The sequence below is a fragment of the Nocardia kruczakiae NBRC 101016 genome, from assembly GCF_001612965.1.
GTDB classification, from domain to species: Bacteria; Actinomycetota; Actinomycetes; order Mycobacteriales; family Mycobacteriaceae; genus Nocardia; species Nocardia kruczakiae.
Map to the genome: position 1 here is coordinate 59,081 of NZ_BDBL01000034.1, position 18,251 is coordinate 77,331.

An 18,251-nucleotide genomic window follows, 5' to 3' on the forward strand; every position below is an offset into this window, starting at 1 on the left:
GGCCGCCGTCAGTCACAGGTCGCGGCCGGCGTCGTCTTCCAACGAAACAGGAGTGTGTGGTGATGAGCGGACCGCTGACCGGAGTTCGGGTGCTGGTCCTGGCCGGCATGGGGCCGGTGCCCTTCGTCAGTATGTTGCTGGCGGATATGGGCGCCCAGGTGGTACGGGTGGTGCGCCCGTCGCATCGGTCCGCGCGGGCACTGAGCCAAACGGACGGTCTGGGAGCGGAATTCGACGTCGTCAATCGCGGTGGTGAGGCGATCGCGGTGGACCTCAAGGATTCTGACGGTGTCGAGAACGTGTTGCGACTGGTCGCGGGAGCGGATGTCTTCATAGAGGGATATCGGCCAGGGGTGGCCGAAAGGCTCGGTCTGGGCCCGGCCGTCGTGTGTGCGCGCAACCCGGAGATCGTCTACACCCGGCTGACCGGATACGGCCAGAACGGCCCGCTCGCCACCGAAGCCGGACACGACATCAACTACGTCGCGCAAACCGGCGCACTGCATGCGATGGCGCGGGCGGGTGAGGCGCCGCGGCCGCCGATCAACCTGCTCGGCGACTACGCCGGTGGAGCGGCGATCGGCGCCTTCGGCATCGTCTGCGCGCTGCTCGAGGCGTGGAAGTCCGGGCGTGGGCAAGTCGTCGACGCCGCCATGATCGACGGGGTGGCGCTGCTGACCGCAAAATTGCAGGGGCTGCGCGCTGCGGGGCTCTATTCCGATGAGCCCGGCACCAATTACCTGGACTCCGGCGCGCCGTTCTACGACACCTACGAGTGCGCCGACGGCAACTACATCGCGGTCGGCGCGCTCGAGCCCGACTTCTATGCCGAATTCCTGTCCCGGCTGGGCGTCGACACCACACAGTGGCCCGCTCAGGACGATCGTGGCCACTGGCCGCGGCTGCGTGAGCTGATCGCCGCCACCATCGCGACCCGGACTCGTGCGGAATGGGCCGGAATCTACGAGGGCACCGACGCGTGTGTCACCCCCGTGCTGAACTTCGACGAGGCCGCCGATGATCCGCACAATGCCGAGCGCGAACTGTTCCACCGCGTGCACGGCGTCCTGCAACCGGCTCCCGCCCCGCGGCTGAGCCGCACCCCGCCCCGCGCCCCCTCGGTGCCGCGAACCGAGCATCTCGAGGTGGCCGAGCTGATCGCCGCGTGGACCGGGGCCTCACAGGATAGCGAATACGCTGCCGCACAAGCAGTATCGGAGGAGAAGCGGTGACCGCCCCACTGTCCGGAATTACCGTTGTCGGTGTGGAGCAGGCCATCTCGGCGCCCCTGTGCACTCGGCACCTCGCCGATCTCGGCGCCCGGGTGATCAAGGTCGAGCAGCCCGGCTTCGGCGATTCGACGCGGCACTACGACCGGATCGTCAAAGGGATGGCCGCCCACTTCGTGTGGCTCAACCACGGTAAGGAATCCGCGGCGCTCGACCTGACCGCGGCGGACGATCTCGAGGTGTTCGCCGGTCTCCTCGAACAGGCCGATGTGCTGGTATCCAATCTCGGTCCGGGTGCGCTGGGGCGTCTCGGATTCGAGCCCGAGCAATTGCTCGAACGCTATCCGCGGCTGATCGTCGTCGACATCTCCGGCTACGGCCGTGGCGGGCCGTTGGACCACAAACGCGCCTACGACCTGCTGATCCAGGCCGAAGGCGGTTCGTGCTCGATTACCGGAACACCCGGTGCACCCGCCAAACCCGGGATTCCCGTCGCCGATGTGGGGACCGCGCTCTACGCCTACTCCGCCGTACTCGCCGCACTGTACGACCGCGAGCGCACCGGCCGGGGCGCGCTGATCCCTGTCGCCATGCTCGATGTGGTCGCCGAGATGATGGGTTTCGCGCTGAACCAGGTGATTCATGCCGGGACCGAACCCGAACCGGTCGGAATGGGTTCGCCGATGATCGCCCCGTACGGCGCCTACCCGACCGCCGACGGGCACACCGCCGTGCTCGGTACCACGAGCGATCGCGAATGGCGCCGTCTCACAACGGATCTGCTCGATCGGCCCGATCTGGCGGAGGAGCCGCGATACCGGCACAACCACGATCGGGTCGCTCATCGCGAGGAATTGGACGAGATCGTCGGTGCCTGGTGCGCCCAGCGGGACCTGGCCGATATTCAGCGACTGGCCGATGCGGCCGGTATCGGGAATGCCCGGCTCAACGGTGTGCGGGAACTGGCCGAACATCCGCAGCTGGCCGAGCGGGACCGCTGGCGCGAGGTCGACTCCCCGGCCGGTCCGCTGCCCGCGCTGTTGCCACCCGCACTCGCGCGGGGCTGGGCGGCGCGGTCGGGGAGTGTACCGGAACTGGGGGCCGATACCGAGGCCATCCGCAAGGAATTCGGCGGCTCCCGCTGACCGAGGGGATCTGTCCGTCCGGAAAGTATGAGGCATAATGCATGAAAGTGCCGACCGGAAAGGACCGGGTTCATGGAACCGACGTCGCGGAGTTTGCCGCGCAGCTCGAATTCCCAGCGTCAGCAGCTGTCGGAGGACGTCGCCAGTTATGTTCGTGAGCTGATTATCTCGGGACGGGTTCGGCCGGGGGATTTTCTGCGCACCGAACCGATCGCGGAAGCGGTCGGCGTGAGCAATACTCCCGTGCGCGAGGGATTGCTGCTCCTCAGCGGAGAGGGATTCGTCGAACTCGTCCCGCGGCGGGGCTTCATGGTCTCGGCATTCAGCCGTCAGGACGTGCGCGACATTTTCTGGGCGCAGGCGGCGTTGGCCGCCGAATTGGCGGGGCGCGCAGCGAAATTGATCACCCCGAGCCAGCTCGATCATCTCGCCGATGTCAACGCTCGCCACGCCGAGGCGGTAGCGAGTGGTGACAATCCGGAGCTGGTGGTCCAGCTAGGACACGAATTCCACCGCACGATCAACCTGGCCGCCGACTCCCGCCGCCTGGCGATGCTGCTGCGCTCGATCGTGCGCCAACTGCCCAACCGCTTCTACAACGACATCGAAGGCCACAGCGCCGACACGATGAAGCAGCATCCGGCGATTCTGGAAGCGCTGCAGAAACGCCGCGGGAAGGCCGTCAGCACCTTGATGCGCGATCACATCATGGAAGGCGCGGACGAGTTGGTGTCGATGTTGGAGGCACAGGGCTTGTGGGCCGAGGAAGAGAAGTCCACCGCCTAGCGTGACCGATCCGTCAGCCGAGCCGACGAGAAATCCGGTCGGGGGCTCTCGGGGTCGGCCCCGACGCTGCCGGCTGATTGACTCGACGGATGAGTCTTTCGACGCATCTCGAAGAAATCGGACTTCCCCAGATCCGGCAACAGCTCGCGCACCCCACCGTGGCCGGTATCGCCCGGGGTGATCTTCCGGAGCAGGTCTTCCGGGCCTGGCTCGAGCAGGACTATCTGTTCCTGCTCGACTACGTCCGGGTTTTCGCGCGACTCGCCTGGCAGGCGCCGGCATCCCATCTCGGCGATCTCGTGGATCTGGCACATGCGACCTATCACGACGAGTTGTCGTTGCATCGATCGCTGGCGGCCGACTTCGGGGCCGATCTCGACGGTGCGACGAAAGGCGAGACGTGCGCGGAGTATTCGGCCTTCCTGCTGGATTCGGCGGCGTCCTACGCCGACGGTCTGGCGGCGCTGTACCCGTGCATGTGGGGCTACTCCACGCTCGGTGCGATCCTGGCACGGACCATGCCGGACGAGCCGCGTTATCGGCGATGGATCCAGACCTACGCCGATCCGGAATTCGCGGCGTCGACTCGCCGCTGTGCTCGGATGCTCGACGAGGTCGCCGTCGACCCCGCCCGCGCGGAACGCCTTTTCCGGCAGGGTCTTCGATTCGAGTTGGAGTTCTGGGATGTCCCGGCGACGGCGTGATGTAGAGATCGTCATGGTTGCGGACTGCGTGGCCAATCCACGTCGAGCGGCCGGGAACTATGCCGTGCGCCGATTCGAGAGATTCCGGCGATGAGCCCAGCGGTACTCCATCCGTTCGCCTGGCGTCAGACCACCCCAAACACCGTGGGGCTCATGGGAGGTGATGGCGTGATCGCGGCAGCTGGTCAGTACCGGGCAGCGAGCACACACGCGCTTGGCGGGCTCGGGTGCGTCGTCGGTATAGAAGATGTTCACGTCGGCGGTGCGGCAGGCGGCGTGTAGTTGCCAATCCCAGGCCTCGGTATGCGGCGGTGGGAGGTCGAGGGGTTTCTCGCGGGCCAACGGTGATCCTTCAGAGTCGGCGCAGTGCGTAGCGCCCGACGGTGCGGCGGGCATTGGCCAGGGCGGAAGCGGTGACGGTGCCGAGGACGCCGCGCCGATCGAAGACGACCGCGGTGCCGACCGCCAGGCCCAGCTGCTCCACCCGCTCGGTGAGGGCCAGGCCCAGCCCGGTGGACTCCGGAAGCCGAGCCATGGCCAGCGTGACGTCCGGGTTGATGTATTCCAGGCCCGCACTGCCGAGGTTGGCGATCAAATTCGTCACATCGGCGACCGAGGCGGCCAGCTGGAACGGTGTCACGGTTTCGCCCTCCACGACGGGAATCGGGAAGTGCCAGATCTGTTTACGTTCGCTGTGCTGGAAGCCCTCGGTCCATTCACCCCAGCCGCGGCCGGGGTCGAGATACAGTCGCTCCCGGTCCGGCGGCGGTGTGCGAGCCTCGGGTGGGGTGGGGGAGGCGCCGCCCGACCAGACGGTCCCGTCCGGTGTCGCACTCGGTCGTAGATACAGCGCGCTCGCCCGCGCGACCGGCTGCCCGTCTTGGTTCAGCACCGCATCGATCAGGCACAGTCGTGGTCCGTCGCGCACGACGGTCGCCGAGGTCACCGAGGGCCTCATCTTCGCGGCCCGGAACAGGTCCACGGTCCACCGCGCCGGCTGCAGATCATGACGTCCGATGGTGTCGATCGTCCGTTCGGCTTCCCGCGCCAGCGCGCCGCTGACGGCCAGACCACGCATGTGCTCGGTTCCCCATCCGCTGGCCGCGCACGGTTCGGGATGTAATTCCTCGGTATCCGCATATTTCACCTGGAAGAACGCTCGATCCATCCGCGTAGCTCCCTTCCTGCTCGAAAACCGTTGCGGCGCAGCGGTGATGTGCCGACCAGTCCCGGGTGAAGGTGTTCCGGGGGCGAATCGGTCGTGTCACGCGACAGCGGGCGTTCACCGGTTCGGGCAGCGGTACCCGGATCGGCGACGCGATAGGCTTGCAGTACTTAATATATAATGTTTTTATTGGATTGGGTATCCCCGGTCGTCACGGAAGGATGAACATGAGTCGCTACGCGCGCTTCGAACACCTGCGGGTGGACGGGCCCGACGATGCCGGAGTCGCCGAGCTGGTGTTCGACGCCCCCAACCTGAACGCGGTGAGCGAGGGCGCTCACGCCGATCTGGCGGAGGTCTGGCGCGAATTCGACGCCGATCCCGAGGTCAGGGCCGTGGTGATCCGGGGTGAGGGCAAGGGCCTCTCGGCGGGCGGCGCCTTTTCGATGGTCGAGCGGATGCGTGACGACTACGAGGTCCGCACCCGGGTGATGCGCGAGGCGCGCGATCTGGTCTACAACGTTCTCGACTGCACCAAACCCATCGTCTCCGCGATTCACGGTCCCGCGGTCGGCGCCGGACTCGTCGCCGCGGTACTCGCCGATGTCTCGGTGACCACCAAGACCGCGAAGATCATCGACGGCCACACCCGTCTGGGCGTCGCCGCGGGCGACCACGCCGCGATCTGCTGGCCGCTGCTGTGCGGGATGGCCAAGGCCAAGTACTACCTGATGACCTGCCGCCCGCTGTCCGGCGAGGAGGCCGAGCGCATCGGTCTGGTCTCGCTGTGTGTCGACGCCGACGACGAGCTGCTGCCGACCGCGCGGGAGGTGGCCCGTGAACTGGCCGCCGGCGCGCCGACCGCGATCCGCTGGACCAAGCAGTCGCTGAACAACTGGTATCGCCAGGTCGCCGGATCCATCTTCGATGCTTCCCTGGCACTCGAGTTCTACGGCTTCGGCGGCCCGGAGGTGCGCGAGGGCCTGGCCTCCCATCTCGAGCGCCGCAGCCCCCGGTTTTGAGCAAACCCGAACAAGGAGAAGAACTGTGAAGCCGTATCGCTCGATGCTGTTCGTGCCCGGGCACAAACCGACCTGGGCGGAGAAGGCGGTCGCCGCCGGAACCGACGCGCTGATCCTCGATCTGGAGGATTCGGTCCCGGCGGCCGACAAGGCCGCCGCCCGCGTCACCGTGCGTGAGACTCTGGGCCGTCTGCGAGAGCAGAATGTGCGCCCCGATGTGTGGGTGCGTCCCAACAGCTACGACAGCGGGCATTTCGGCGCCGACGCCGAGGCCGTGATCGTGCCGGGTGTGGCCGGGCTGTTCCTGCCGAAGGTCTACAACGCCGAAGAGGTGCGCCGCATCGACGCGGTGGTCGCGCATATCGAGGAGCGGGAGGGACTCGAGCCCGGTTCGGTCGGTCTGATCATCAGCTTCGAGACCGCGGTATCGGTCGCGCACTGTGAGGAGATCGCGGCGGCCTGCCCGCGGGTGTGGAGCCTGCTGGGTGCGACCGGTCCGAATGCCGATGTCGGCCGCGAACTGGGCTTCGAATTCACCCTCGAGGGCCTGGAAACGCTGTATCAGCGCAGCCGTATCGTGGTCGCCGCGCGTGCGGCCGGCCAGACCCACCCGGTGACCGGCGTCTGGCAGGACCTCAAGGATCTGGACGGATTCCGGCGCTTCGCCGAGGACTCGCGTCGGATGGGCTACCGCGGCATGGTGTGCATCCACCCGTCGCACATCGCCATCTCCAACGAGGTGTTCACCCCGTCGAAGGAGACGGTCGATCAGGCCCGCCGCATGATCGAGGCGTTCCGGACGGCGGAGGCCGCCGGTAGTGGTGCCGTCGATTTCGAAGGCGTGCACATCGATCTGGCGCATGTGAAGACCGCCGAGGCGGTCATCGAACTGGCCGACGCGATCGGCGTATAGCGAACCACCGCAACGGGTTCGACGCCACCGGCTCCGGGAGTTCGCTCTCCGGAGCCGGTTTCGCATGTCCGGTCCTCAACTTCAGCGCATACGCCGGCTAAGTGCTTTCGGGGGCGGTCCAGGGCCCGCCGCGCTCCAACATCCCGAGCACGCCCTTGGCGCCGTCGAGGATGTGGTTTTCCGTCAATTCGCGGACCCGGTCGGCGTCGCGATCGCGCAGCGCCTCGATCATCTGCGGATGGTCGTTGCCGATGGCGGCCAATCTGCCCTCCAATGAGGCGTAGAAGCGGTTCGGCAGATGCCGGACGACCGAACCCAGCAGCAGCGTCAGACGGTGGGAGTTCGCGGCCAGATTGATATGGCGATGAAATTCGTGGCCGTGCACGGCGATGCCGTCGCGATCGTCCGCGGCGATCGCTTCGTCGAGGCGGGTATTGATCGCCTCGAGTTCGCCGATCTGCTCGGCGGTGATCGTCGTCGCGGCGCGGGCGGCCAGCTCTGCCGCGAATTGTGCCTGCGCCCAGAACAAGTCGTGCACATCCTGCTGAGTGACCGGCGCCACGACGAACCCGCGCCGTGGCACCAACTCGACGAAACCCTCACTGCGCAGCGAGAGCAGCCCCTCACGCACCGGTGTGTTGCTGACGCCCACCGCTTCGGCGATCGGTTCCATCCGCAGGAATTCCCCCGGACGCACCTGTCCGGACATGATCAACTCGCGCACATAGGACGCCACCTCGTCGGGCAGCTGCTGCCTGCCGCCGTTGCCTCGGATCCGGATCACGTTGTCGGCCACGCCTCGCCTCCCTGTCGGGTGTGCGCACAGAATCGGCGCTCTAATACATAATATATAAGATTTGACAAGGTATCGCCTGTTCGCGCCGCCGCAGCCTCGAATACGACGAGAGCCCCGCACGAGTTCGCCTCGTACGGGGCCCTCGGTCCCGCCAGGGTGGGCCGCCACGGTCCCTGTCAGGTCAACAGCACCAAGGTATCCGCGACGCAGGCCGGTTTGGCCGCGTCGACGGCCTGCACCACATAGCGCGTGGTGAGGATGGCGCCGGCGTCGATGTCGCGCAGATCGGTGAACGTCGCGGTGCACCGCAGCGCCGAATCCACCGGCACGGGTGCCGGGAAGCGGACCTTGTCGACGCCGTAATTGACTCGGGCCGTGCCGAATTCGAGTGCGAACAACTGCTGTCCGAACTGCGGCAGCAGCGACAGGGTCAGATATCCGTGTGCGATGGTGCGGCCGAACGGGCCCGTCGCGGCGCGCGCCGGGTCGACGTGGATCCACTGGTGATCCCCGGTGGCCTCGGCGAAGGCGTCGATACGAGCTTGGTCGACGACCACGGTCTCACTCGGGCCCAGCTGTTCGCCCAGCGCGGCACGGAGCTGATCGAGGTCGGTGAATGTGCGGACCATGGGTTTCCTTATCCGAGGTCGAATTCGACGGTCGCGTTCGGACCGGCCGTCTCGCCGCCGGGGCCGAACAGTTCGACCCGGAGCGCCTTCTCGTCGCGCTGGGTCCGGAACTGCGCGTTCTGTGCGCAGAACAGGGGAGCGCGGTTGCGGTGGCGCAGGCGCGCCGGGCGTCCGGGCGCACCCGTCAGGCGCCGAACTTCGGCCGCCGCGAGGGTGATCAGCGGCCCGTGCACGACCAATCCCGGATAGCCCTCTACGCGGGTGGCGTAGGGCCAGTCGTAGTGGATGCGGTGGGCATTGGCGGTGGCCGCGGAGAACCGCATGAGCAGGGTCGGATCGGTCGCGAAGTCCCACACCGTGTCCGCGCTGCGGTGCAGCGGGCTGCCGACCGGTGTCAAAACGGCGGCGTCGGCGACCGGCGCCTCGGCGGTGGAGCCGGTGCCGGCCTCGCGGTAGATGAGGTCCTGACGCTCCTCGAGCGCCAGTTCGCCGCCGTCGCGATACAGCCCCGTCGACACGACCACGACGACGAGTTTCCCGGAGCGCCCCGACTTCTCGGTCACCGACTCCACTCGCGACACCCGCCGGACGGTCTCGCCGACATGAATTTCGCTGTGCCAGGCCACCTCTCCGCCGGCGAACATGCGCCGCGGCAGATCGACGGGCGGCAGGAAACTACCGCGCACGGGATGCCCGTCGGTGCCGATCAGCGACGAGGCCGGCCACCGCGGCAAAGCCACCCAATGCCACATCGGCGGTAGTTCGTCACCGGGGCCGGGGGCCGGCAGGCCGTCGTCGAACAGCGACGCCAGAGTCGCGACGGGACCCGGTTCGATGATCTCCTCGGTGGTGACGGTATGCGGTTCCCACTGCACCACTACATGAACCTTCCGCCGGTGACCTCGAGCACGGTGCCGGTCATGTACGACGACAGATCGGAGGCCAGAAACAGTGCCACCGAGGCGATCTCGCTGACCTCACCGGCGCGGCCCATCGGGATCTCGGCCATCTTCTGCTCCCACACCTTCTCCGGCATGGCCTCGGTCATGGGGGTACGGATCAAGCCCGGCTGGATGGCGTTGATCCGGATGCCGTGGTGGGCGACCTCTTTCGCGGCCGCCTTGGACAGTCCGACGATTCCGGCTTTGGCGGCGGAATAGTTGGTCTGCCCGACCAGTCCGACCTTGCCCGACAGCGACGAGAGGTTCACGATCGCGCCGCGCTTGCGCTCGCGCATGATCGCGGCCGCCTTGCGGGTGCCGTTCCAGGTGCCCTTGAGGTGTACCGAGATGACCTGGTCGAACTGCTCTTCGGTCATGGTGCGCATGGTGGCGTCACGGGTGATACCGGCGTTGTTGACCATGATGTCGAGGCCGTCGTAGGTGTCCAGCGCGGCCTGCAGCAGGGCATCGACATCGGCGGATTCGGTGACATCGCAGCGGACACCGATGGCCTTGTCCGGTCCGCCGAGGCGTTCGGCGGCCTGCTTCACCGTGTCGGCGTCCAGGTCGCCGAGCACGACCCGGGCGCCCTCGGCGATGAACGTCTCCGCGATGGCATAGCCGATGCCCTGGGCGGCGCCGGTGATGACGGCGGTGCGGTTGTGCAGCAAGGGTTGGGACATGTCGAACTCCGTTTCGTCGGGACGTCAGGACGGGGAGGTGCCGGCCTGGAGCAGGATGCGGTGTGCGCGGTCCACGACCGGTTTGTCGACCATCTGACCGTTCAGAACGGCGACACCATCGGCGCTGACCGCCTCCACCACCGAAGTGGCCCAGCGGATTTCGTCCGAACTGGGACGTAGCGCAGCGGCCGCCGTGGCGACCTGGCGAGGATGAATGCACAGCTTGCCGGTGAATCCGAGCCTGCGGGCGTAGTTGACATCGGCGGTCAGTAATTCGGGTTCATCGATACTGCCGGTGACGCCGTCGATCGGCCCGGGCAGACCCGCCGCCGCCGACGCGAGTACCAGCGCACTGCGCGAGGCCGCCAGTGCGTCGCGATCGCTGGGGTCGATACCGAGTTGGGCGGCCAGGTCGAATGTGCCGATGGCGAGGCGCCGGACCTCGGGGGAATCGGCGAGCGCCGCCGCGTTCAGCACACCGCGCGCGGTTTCGATCAGCGCGATGAAGAGGGGGGAGTCCAGTCCCGCTGCGGCATTCAACAGCGCGTCGGGCTCCTCGGCCTTGGGGATCATCACGATGGCACGGTGTTGTGCCAGCATGGCGAGATCCTCCGCGTACCAGTGGGTTCCGGCCGCGTTGATGCGCACCGCACTCCGGTTTCCGCCGGCGAGCCATTGGTGTACGTAGTCACGCGCCTCATCCTTTCGATCGGGCGCGACCGCGTCCTCGAGGTCCAGCACGACCAGATCCGCGCCGGCCGCCTGCGCTTTGGCGAACCGGTCCGGTCGGTCACCTGGCACGAACAACCATGTCGCTGCGGTGTCGACCGCAGCCGATCCGGTCGCCACGCCGAGTGAATCGTGTCGGGCTGCCGTCATTTGCGCTTCCCTGCCTCGCGGATCAGCCCGCCGCCGATGATCAGGCGCTGAATTTCGCTGGTGCCCTCGTACAGCCGCAGCAACCGGACATCGCGGTAGATGCGCTCCACCGGGACCTCGCGCATATATCCGGTGCCACCGTGAACCTGAACGGCCAGATCGGCCACCTTGCCGACCATTTCGGTGCAGAACAGCTTCGCTGCCGAGGGACCGATGCGCCGGTCCTCGCCGCTGACGTAGCGGGCGGCTGCCTCTCGTACCAACGCCCTTCCGGCCATCACGCCGGTCTGCTGATCGGCGATCATGGCTTGCACCAGCTGGAATTCGCCGATCGGGTGGCCGCCCTGGGTCGCGGAGGCGGCGTAGGAGACCGATTCGTCGAGCGCACGCTGCGCCGAACCGACGGCGAGCGCGGCGATGTGGACGCGGCCACGCGCCAATGAGGTCATCGCCGCCTTGTAACCGACATCTTCCGAGCCGCCCACCAGCGCGGAGGCGGGGACGCGCACACCGGAGAACACCACATCGGCGGTCCACGCGCCTTCCTGACCCATCTTCTTGTCCTTCACGCCGACCTCGAGTCCGGGGGTGTCGGCGGGGACCAGGAAGACCGCGATACCCGGCCCCGATTCGTCGGCGGGGCGGGTGCGGGCGAAGACGATGAACAGATCCGCGATCGGCGCGTTGGTGATGAAGCGCTTCTGGCCGTCGATCACCCAATCATCGCCGTCGCGAACGGCTTTGGTGCGAAGACCGGCCGGGTTCGAGCCCGCGCCGGGCTCGGTCAGCGCGAAGGAGGCCACCACCTCACCGGAGGCGATGCGCTCGAGCCACTGCGATTTCTGCTCGTCGGTGCCGAAGTTCACCAGCACCTGGCCCGCGATGCCGTTGTTGGTGCCGAACATCGAGCGCAACGACAGCGAGGTGTAGCCGAATTCCATCGCCAGCTCGACATCCTGGGTCAGATCCAGGCCGAGTCCGCCCCACTGCTGCGGGATCGCATAGCCGAACAGACCCATCTCGGCGGCCTGCTTGCGCAGGTCGTCGGGGATGGCGTCGGCCTCCATGATCTCCTGTTCGCGCGGCACGACCTTCGTTCGAACGAATTCGCGCACGTGTGCGAGGATCGCGCTGAAGTCCTCGGGGCCCACCTCGGGCATTTCGATCACCGTCCTCTGGTCTCGTCAAAGAATATTATATAAAATGTATGCGAGGCAAGCGTCATCGGACGTGCTGCGGGCCGATGACCGCCACAAGCCAATACGATCGGAACAGGTGAGGCAACGGTGTCGAAACAGCAATATTTGCGTCGGGTCGCGATCGTGGATCCACTCCGGACTCCCGTGGGGACCTTCGGTGGCGCCCTGCGCGACGTCACGGTGGAGGATCTGGCGGCGACCGTCGTTCGTGAGGTGGTCACCCGCTCCGGCGTCGATCCCGAGCGTATCGATGACGTGGTCTTCGCGCAGTCCTATGCCAACTCCGAGGTGCCGTGCGTGGGCCGCTGGGTGGCGCTGCACGCCGGGCTGCCGATCGGTGTGCCCGGTATGCAGCTGGATCGGCGCTGCGGCGGTGGGCTGCAGGCACTGGTGACCGCGGCGATGATGGTGCAGACCGGTGCCGCCGATGTGGTTCTGGCGGGCGGTGTGGAGTCGATGAGCCGGATCGAGTACTACTCGACCGCCACCCGCTGGGGTGCGCGCGCGGGCACTGTGTCGCTCTATGATCGGCTCGACCGGGGACGCGAGCGGTCGCAGCCGGAAGAACGGTTCGGCCGAATCTCCGGGATGATCGAGACCGCCGAGAATCTGGCGAACGACTACAAGATCGATCGTGAGAGCGCCGACGCCTATGCCGCGCGCAGCCATCAGCGTGCCGCGGCGGCGTGGAAGAACGGCCGATTCGACGACGAGGTGGTTCCGGTCTCGGTGCCGCAGCGTCGCGGCGAGCCGCGGATCTTCGCTACCGATGAGGGGGTGCGGCCCGACAGCACCACCGAAACCCTCGCCAAGCTGCGCGCGATCCAGCCCGGCGGCACGGTGACCGCCGGAAATGCCAGCCAGCAGAACGACGCCGCCGCGGCCTGCCTGGTCGTGGCCGAAGACCGGCTCGAGGAGCTCGGCCTGACCCCGATCGGATATCTCGACGGCTGGGCCGCGGCGGGCTGCGATCCGTCGCGGATGGGTATCGGCCCCGTGCCGGCGGTCGCGAAACTCGCTGCGCGCCAAGGCATCGACACCCAGCGGTTGCTGAACGGACTCGATCTGGTCGAGTTGAACGAGGCGTTCGCGGTGCAGGTGCTCGCGGTGCTGGAAGGCTGGGGCTGGCGCGATCACGATCGGCTCAATGTCAACGGCTCCGGCATCTCGCTCGGACATCCGATCGGTGCGACGGGTATGCGGATGGTGACCACCCTGCTGCACGAACTGCATCGCCGCGGCGGCGGCAAGGGGCTGGCCACCATGTGCATCGGCGGTGGTCAGGGGCTCGCCGCCACCGTGGAAGCGGTCTGACGGCCGTCTTGTAGGCTATGGAAATAAAATATATAATTCTTGCCGATGCGGTTCGGACGACCTCTCATCGGCGCGAAGGAGAACGATGACCACCCTTAATCCTGACGAGCAGGAGATCGTTGCCCTGGTCGGCAAGTTCGTCGACGAGAAGGTCCGGCCTCGGGTGCGGGAGTTCGAAGCCGACGATATCTACCCCGGCGAGCTGATCGACGAGATGAAGCAGCTCGGGTGCTTCGGCCTGTTGGTTCCGTCGGAATTCGGCGGAATCGAGGTCAGCACGGCCTGTTTCGCGCGGGTCACCGAGGAGCTGGCCCGCGGCTGGATGAGTATGGCCGGTGCGATCGGCGGCCATTCCGTGATCTCGTATCTGGTGCGGACCTTCGGCACGGACGAGCAGAAGGCGAAGTTCCTGCCGAAGATGGCGACCGGTGAGATCCGGGCGACCATGGCGCTGACCGAACCCAGCGGCGGCAGTGACCTGCAGGGCATGCGCACCTACGCCCGCGCCGAGGGCGACGATCTGGTGATCAACGGCAGCAAGACCTGGATCTCCAACGCGGCGCACTCCGGCCTGATCGGTCTGCTGTGCATCACCGACCGCGATGCCACGCCCACGCACAAGGGTATGAGTGTGGTGCTGGTCGAGCCGGGTGAGGGCATGATCATCTCGAAGAAGCTGCCCAAGCTCGGATACCGCGGTGTGGAGGCCTGTGAGCTGGTCTTCGACAATATGCGCGTGCCGAACTCGTCGATCCTCGGCGGCGCGCCCGGTGTCGGCTGGAACCACATGATGCGTGGCCTCGAGGTCGGGCGCGTTCAGGTCGCCTCCCGCGCCGTGGGCGTGGCGCAAGCCGCGCTCGCCGACGCCACCGCCTACGCCCAGCAGCGCGAATCGTTCGGCAAGCCGATCTGGCAGCACCAGGCCGTCGGCATCCACCTGGCCAATATGGTCACCAAGGTTCAGGCCGCGCGCCTGCTCACCGCCGACGCCGCAGACCGCATCGATCAGGGCCTGCGCGCCGATATGGAAGCCGGCATGGCCAAGCTGTATGCCTCGGAGGCCGCGATGGAGGTGGCCCTCGATGCCATGCGCGTGCACGGCGGCTACGGCTTCTCCAAGGAATACGAGGTCGAACGCTACTTCCGCGACGCCCCGCTGATGATCCTCGGCGAGGGCACCAACGAAATCCAGCGCAATGTGATTGCGGCGCAGCTGATCTCGCGCAACAGGGTGACCGACCGAGGGTGAGATCGACTCGAAGCCCGGTCGGCGGCTACGGACGCCCGACCGGACTTCTGCTGTTCGCAACCGCCGACGATAGTGGTCATTCGGCACCGATGGTTGGACCGCCGTGCCAACACGCCATCAGTTCGTTGGGGGTGTGTGGCGCCCGATAGACGGCTTGCAGGACCTGCTCCACCGGCGCGTTGGGTGTGTCGGCGAGGCGCACGAACCAATCTATCCCGGCAGAGTATGACCACATGTAGGACCGCAGGAGCGTGTTGGCGCCGCGGTCGGTGAGCAGGTCGGCGATCTGGGAATCGGTCCAGTAGGGCACGCTGCGCCGGGCGCGCTCGGCGAGGTCGAGGATCGGCTCTCCGGCTGCCAGCGCGAGGTGTAGCTGGCCGCGGACGAGTTGGTGGTAATGATCCAATCGCACTCGGGTGGTGAGGTTTTCGTCGTCGGGAGTGACGAATAGTGGCATTGCCTGGGCGAGACCTTCGAACAGGACCTGATTCGGTGAATGGACGGAAAAGAGGCGAATCCAGGGCACGTCTTCGGCGGCGCATCGTGCGGAGATGCTTGCGAATTGCAGTGCGTGGCCGAGGATTTCGTGGAGTGCGAATTGGCGGGCTACCACTTGGGTGAAGCGGGCGTTTCGGAGGTTGATTCGTAGTCGCGGTTTCTGGCCCGCGCCGTCGAGCCAGTAGCTCCAGTAGGCGTCGACGTCGACGGATTCGATGGTGAGGTCGTAGTCCGCGGTCGCGCCTGTTGCGGCGCGCACGCTTGGTTCGAGGTCGGCGGCGGCTTCGCGGATCGCGTCTGCACTGACCGAGGCGTCGAGGGGGCCTTCGGCTTCCATCAAGTCGGTGAGGGTTTTGGGGCCCCAGTCGATGCCGAGTGCGGCGAGGCAGTGTTGTGCTCGCTCGAGGTGTTGCTGGAGGTATTCGTCCGACCATCCCTTGGGCTCGCATCCCTGCGTGCGGCGAACATACCGATCGAGGGGGTCGTGCTCGCCGAGCAGTGCGGCGCAGTAGGCGATGTCTGCGTCGATTCTGCTGGCGAGGGTGGTGTCGCCGGCCGCTGCGGCTTCGGCCTCGAGCTCCGACAGGCGTTGCAGGGCTTCGAGCCTGTTGTCGACTGCCGGGACGTCGGAGGTAATCGGCGAGCAGTCGTAGTCGATGACGGGGTGCGCGCCGCGTTCGATTTCGTATCGGTTCCAGGCTCGTAGAACGTGCTCGGCGGCGTCACGCAGTTGCCTGGTCACGATCGATCTCCCAACGTAGCGTCACCGATTCGTTCGGTCGCAGATAGTCTCTGGTCAGCGTGACCACGATGTCATCGCCGTCGTAGTCCCACAGTAGGTCCTCGGTCGCGCTGTTGATCAGTCCGTTCGGCTCCTTGGCCTGTAAGGCCGCTGCGACAGAGTCGACCGGCTGTCCTCGGCCGAAACTGTTGCGGGACAGCCGCTTCAGTCGGTCGGCCATCGTGTCGGTCGTTGAGAACAAAACTTCTGCAGTCCAGCCCGGAACCATGCTTTCCAGGAGGCGGCAGTGATGGCCCCGCGGAACGCTGGCGTGGTCATTGGGAGCGGGGCTCGGGTTCTCCCGCCCAGCGTGCGAACGACAGTCGCGGCGTTACTGTTTCGACGTCGGTCACGCACATGACCGCGCGGAGCGTAAGGATGCCGATATGGTCGGTTGACGGTGTGCGTTCACCTCGTCGCACTACGTCTTACTACAGCACGGTGACCGTCTCACGTTCGCAGTCTGCCGAAGTCCGCGGCCGGCGTCCTCGAACTCGACCTCACCGTCGACGGACATATCGTCACGGGCACCTCGCGTACCCCGGCTTCGCGCAGCGCCCGGGCGAGATCATCCTGGCTGAGCAACCGCGCGGTCCGTGCGGCGCGCAATGCGACGTTCGGTGTCCCCATGCGCCCACGGTAGCCGTGCCATGGCGGCAATCATAGGGCTGTTACCGGGACAGGTGCCGCCGATCGCGCTGGCCGAGAGGGTGCGGCCGTGCTGGCAACAGGATCGAAATGCGCAGGCCAGAAGCGGTATTCGTGACGACTACTTCGCCGCGATGACCCCCGCATCGTGCAAACGTCCCAACTCGGCGTCGCTCAGTCCGAGCACTTCGGACAGCACTTCTCCGGTGTGCTCGCCGAGGTCGGGCGCGACCGCGAAGTCGCCGTATTCGGAGCCGATGCGCAAGGGGGAGCGGCTGGTCAGGACCGGGCCGATGCCGGGCTGGTCGACCTCGCCGAAGATGGCGGGTGCGCCCTCGGCGCGGTAGCCGGCTGCCACATCGTGGACCGTGCGGAATTTGCTCCACAGCACACCGGATTCGGTTAGGGCGCGGTCGATTTCGGTGAGCGGACGGGCGGCGAACCAGGGGCGCAGGATGGCGGTGACGACCTCGCGGTGGCGGTAGCGGTCGTCTTCGGTGCGGAAGTCGGCGCCGAGGGATTTCTCGAGTGCGTCGAATACCGAGTCCGTGCCGGTGAGGGTGCGCAGGGCGTCCCAGTGGCGGCGGGTGAGGGCGACGACCATGATGCGGTTGCCGTCGGCGGTCTCGAAGTCGGCGCCGTAGCTGCCGTAGACCTGGTTGCCGTGTTTGGGGCGGGCGGTGCCGAGTTCGTCGGCCTCGGCCAGCCAGCCCAGGTTCACCAGCGAGGAGAAGGCCACATCGGCCAGGGCGATCCGCAGGAACGAGCCCTCGCCGCTGCGGGTGCGGCGGTGCAGGGCGGCCAGCAGGCCCGTGGTCGCGGTCATGCCGGCCAGCAGATCCCAGGCGGGCAGGACATGGTTCACCGGTGCGGCCGCATCGAGCGGCCCGGTCATATCGGCAACGCCCGCATCGGGATTCACCGTGTAGTCCACGGCCGCCCGGCCGTCGGCGTAACCGTCGATGTGTACCTGGATCAGGTCGGCGCGGCGTTGACTCAGTGCTTCATAGGACAGCCACTCCCGCCCCACATTGTTGTCCACCACGATGCCCCAGTCCGGTCCCGGCGCGGTGGCCAATCCGATGATCAACTCCTGGCCTTCGGGGGAGCGCAGGTCGACCGCGACGGAACGCTTACCGCGATTCAGCGCGGTCCAGTACAGGCTGCGCCCGGTCCGCTGCGACAGCGGCCATCGGGTGTAATCGGCCGCCCCGCCGATCGGGTCGACCCGGATGACGTCGGCACCGAGCTGGCCCAGCGTCATCCCGCCGGACGGGCCCGCCACGAAACTGGCGAATTCCACGATCCGCAGGCCCGTCAACGGGGAATGGTCTGTGCTCACGTGATCCTCCACGATGTGTATGCGGCGCGTGCTCGCCGGAACGAAAAGGTATGTGTTGCAGGTTCTTTCACGCTGCAGATGCGAAGCGGAGCACGGTCGCGCGATTGCCGTGCCCGACTCGGCCCTGCGGCGCCAGCACGTCGAGAGGGGCGTTGATCTCCATGATCGCGGACAACCGGTGGATGCCGCGCACGACTTGGTGTGGACCGGGTGCGGTCCGGTCGTCGGGCTGGGTCGTGATCCTCGTCATGGGCACACCTCTGTCGCGGGAGGTTGAAGTTACGGCAGGCACCTGCCAGCGGTAGTGCACAATATATTATACGTGGAC

The 18,251-nt window shown here is 66.8% G+C and carries 20 protein-coding genes; 8 read left to right on the top strand and 12 right to left on the bottom strand.

Features of this window, described 5'->3' with window-relative positions:
- Positions 1-62: 62 nt before the first annotated feature.
- From NK1_RS23780 to NK1_RS23795, 4 genes are all read left to right on the top strand, one after another.
- The gene (locus NK1_RS23780; RefSeq protein WP_063012056.1) at positions 63-1,232 is read left to right on the top strand and encodes a CaiB/BaiF CoA transferase family protein; all 1,170 of its coding nucleotides are present in this window, start codon (positions 63-65) and stop codon (positions 1,230-1,232) included.
- Positions 1,229-2,374, top strand: a complete 1,146-nt coding sequence (locus NK1_RS23785; protein WP_063012058.1) for a CaiB/BaiF CoA transferase family protein — start codon at positions 1,229-1,231, stop codon at positions 2,372-2,374. The genes NK1_RS23780 and NK1_RS23785 overlap by 4 nt, the downstream gene beginning before the upstream one ends.
- A gap of 72 nt (positions 2,375-2,446) precedes the next feature.
- Positions 2,447-3,160 carry a GntR family transcriptional regulator gene (locus NK1_RS23790; protein WP_063012060.1) on the top strand — a complete coding sequence of 238 codons (714 nt, stop codon included), beginning with the start codon at positions 2,447-2,449 and terminating at the stop codon, positions 3,158-3,160.
- An 89-nt stretch (positions 3,161-3,249) separates the two neighbouring features.
- On the top strand, positions 3,250-3,864 hold the full coding sequence (locus NK1_RS23795; protein WP_063012062.1) for a TenA family protein: 615 nt from the start codon (positions 3,250-3,252) through the stop codon (positions 3,862-3,864).
- 57 nt (positions 3,865-3,921) lie between these two features.
- Here the strand turns inward: NK1_RS23795 and NK1_RS33970 are convergent, their stop codons facing one another.
- A complete protein-coding gene (locus tag NK1_RS33970) occupies positions 3,922-4,206 on the bottom strand; it encodes a WhiB family transcriptional regulator (protein ID WP_157104404.1) in 285 nt (94 codons plus the stop codon).
- Between the two features lie 10 nt (positions 4,207-4,216).
- Complete coding sequence (locus NK1_RS23800; protein WP_063012065.1) at positions 4,217-5,032, bottom strand: acyl-CoA thioesterase domain-containing protein; 816 nt, start codon at positions 5,030-5,032, stop codon at positions 4,217-4,219.
- 224 nt (positions 5,033-5,256) lie between these two features.
- On the opposite strand from NK1_RS23800, the gene NK1_RS23805 reads away from it, so the two are divergent.
- Complete coding sequence (locus tag NK1_RS23805; RefSeq protein WP_084461469.1) at positions 5,257-6,051, top strand: enoyl-CoA hydratase/isomerase family protein; 795 nt, start codon at positions 5,257-5,259, stop codon at positions 6,049-6,051.
- Positions 6,052-6,076: 25 nt separating this feature from the next.
- The gene (locus NK1_RS23810; RefSeq protein ID WP_063012069.1) at positions 6,077-6,964 is read left to right on the top strand and encodes an HpcH/HpaI aldolase/citrate lyase family protein; all 888 of its coding nucleotides are present in this window, start codon (positions 6,077-6,079) and stop codon (positions 6,962-6,964) included.
- A gap of 97 nt (positions 6,965-7,061) precedes the next feature.
- On the opposite strand, the gene NK1_RS23815 is transcribed toward NK1_RS23810, so the two are convergent.
- The 6 genes from NK1_RS23815 to NK1_RS23840 all read right to left on the bottom strand — a co-directional run bounded on the left by NK1_RS23815 (position 7,062) and on the right by NK1_RS23840 (position 12,052).
- Complete coding sequence (locus NK1_RS23815; RefSeq protein WP_063012071.1) at positions 7,062-7,760, bottom strand: GntR family transcriptional regulator; 699 nt, start codon at positions 7,758-7,760, stop codon at positions 7,062-7,064.
- Positions 7,761-7,936: 176 nt separating this feature from the next.
- Complete coding sequence (locus NK1_RS23820; RefSeq protein WP_157104405.1) at positions 7,937-8,389, bottom strand: MaoC family dehydratase; 453 nt, start codon at positions 8,387-8,389, stop codon at positions 7,937-7,939.
- Between the two features lie 8 nt (positions 8,390-8,397).
- Entirely contained in the window at positions 8,398-9,267 is an 870-nt protein-coding gene (locus NK1_RS23825; protein WP_063012073.1) for an HTD2 family dehydratase, read from the bottom strand.
- On the bottom strand, positions 9,267-10,013 hold the full coding sequence (gene fabG / locus NK1_RS23830; protein WP_063012075.1) for a 3-oxoacyl-ACP reductase FabG: 747 nt from the start codon (positions 10,011-10,013) through the stop codon (positions 9,267-9,269). Before fabG ends, NK1_RS23825 begins: the two co-directional genes overlap by 1 nt.
- A 24-nt stretch (positions 10,014-10,037) precedes the next feature.
- Complete coding sequence (locus NK1_RS23835) at positions 10,038-10,892, bottom strand: HpcH/HpaI aldolase/citrate lyase family protein (protein ID WP_063012077.1); 855 nt, start codon at positions 10,890-10,892, stop codon at positions 10,038-10,040.
- Complete coding sequence (locus NK1_RS23840; RefSeq protein ID WP_063012079.1) at positions 10,889-12,052, bottom strand: acyl-CoA dehydrogenase family protein; 1,164 nt, start codon at positions 12,050-12,052, stop codon at positions 10,889-10,891. The genes NK1_RS23835 and NK1_RS23840 overlap by 4 nt, the downstream gene beginning before the upstream one ends.
- A 144-nt stretch (positions 12,053-12,196) precedes the next feature.
- On the opposite strand from NK1_RS23840, the gene NK1_RS23845 reads away from it, so the two are divergent.
- Entirely contained in the window at positions 12,197-13,405 is a 1,209-nt protein-coding gene (locus tag NK1_RS23845) for an acetyl-CoA C-acetyltransferase (RefSeq protein ID WP_063012133.1), read from the top strand.
- A gap of 85 nt (positions 13,406-13,490) precedes the next feature.
- Entirely contained in the window at positions 13,491-14,654 is a 1,164-nt protein-coding gene (locus tag NK1_RS23850) for an acyl-CoA dehydrogenase family protein (protein ID WP_063012081.1), read from the top strand.
- A gap of 76 nt (positions 14,655-14,730) precedes the next feature.
- On the opposite strand, the gene NK1_RS23855 is transcribed toward NK1_RS23850, so the two are convergent.
- The 4 genes from NK1_RS23855 to NK1_RS34680 form a co-directional block, all read right to left on the bottom strand.
- Complete coding sequence (locus NK1_RS23855) at positions 14,731-15,894, bottom strand: hypothetical protein (RefSeq protein ID WP_063012083.1); 1,164 nt, start codon at positions 15,892-15,894, stop codon at positions 14,731-14,733.
- Complete coding sequence (locus NK1_RS23860) at positions 15,875-16,114, bottom strand: hypothetical protein (RefSeq protein WP_063012085.1); 240 nt, start codon at positions 16,112-16,114, stop codon at positions 15,875-15,877. The genes NK1_RS23855 and NK1_RS23860 overlap by 20 nt, the downstream gene beginning before the upstream one ends.
- Positions 16,115-16,702: 588 nt before the next feature.
- Positions 16,703-17,923: a CoA transferase gene (locus NK1_RS23865; protein WP_218023163.1), complete on the bottom strand. Its 1,221-nt coding sequence runs from the start codon at positions 17,921-17,923 to the stop codon at positions 16,703-16,705.
- Positions 17,924-17,990: 67 nt separating this feature from the next.
- Positions 17,991-18,173, bottom strand: coding sequence for a hypothetical protein (locus NK1_RS34680; RefSeq protein ID WP_157104406.1), 183 nt, complete (start codon positions 18,171-18,173; stop codon positions 17,991-17,993).
- Positions 18,174-18,251: the final 78 nt, after the last annotated feature.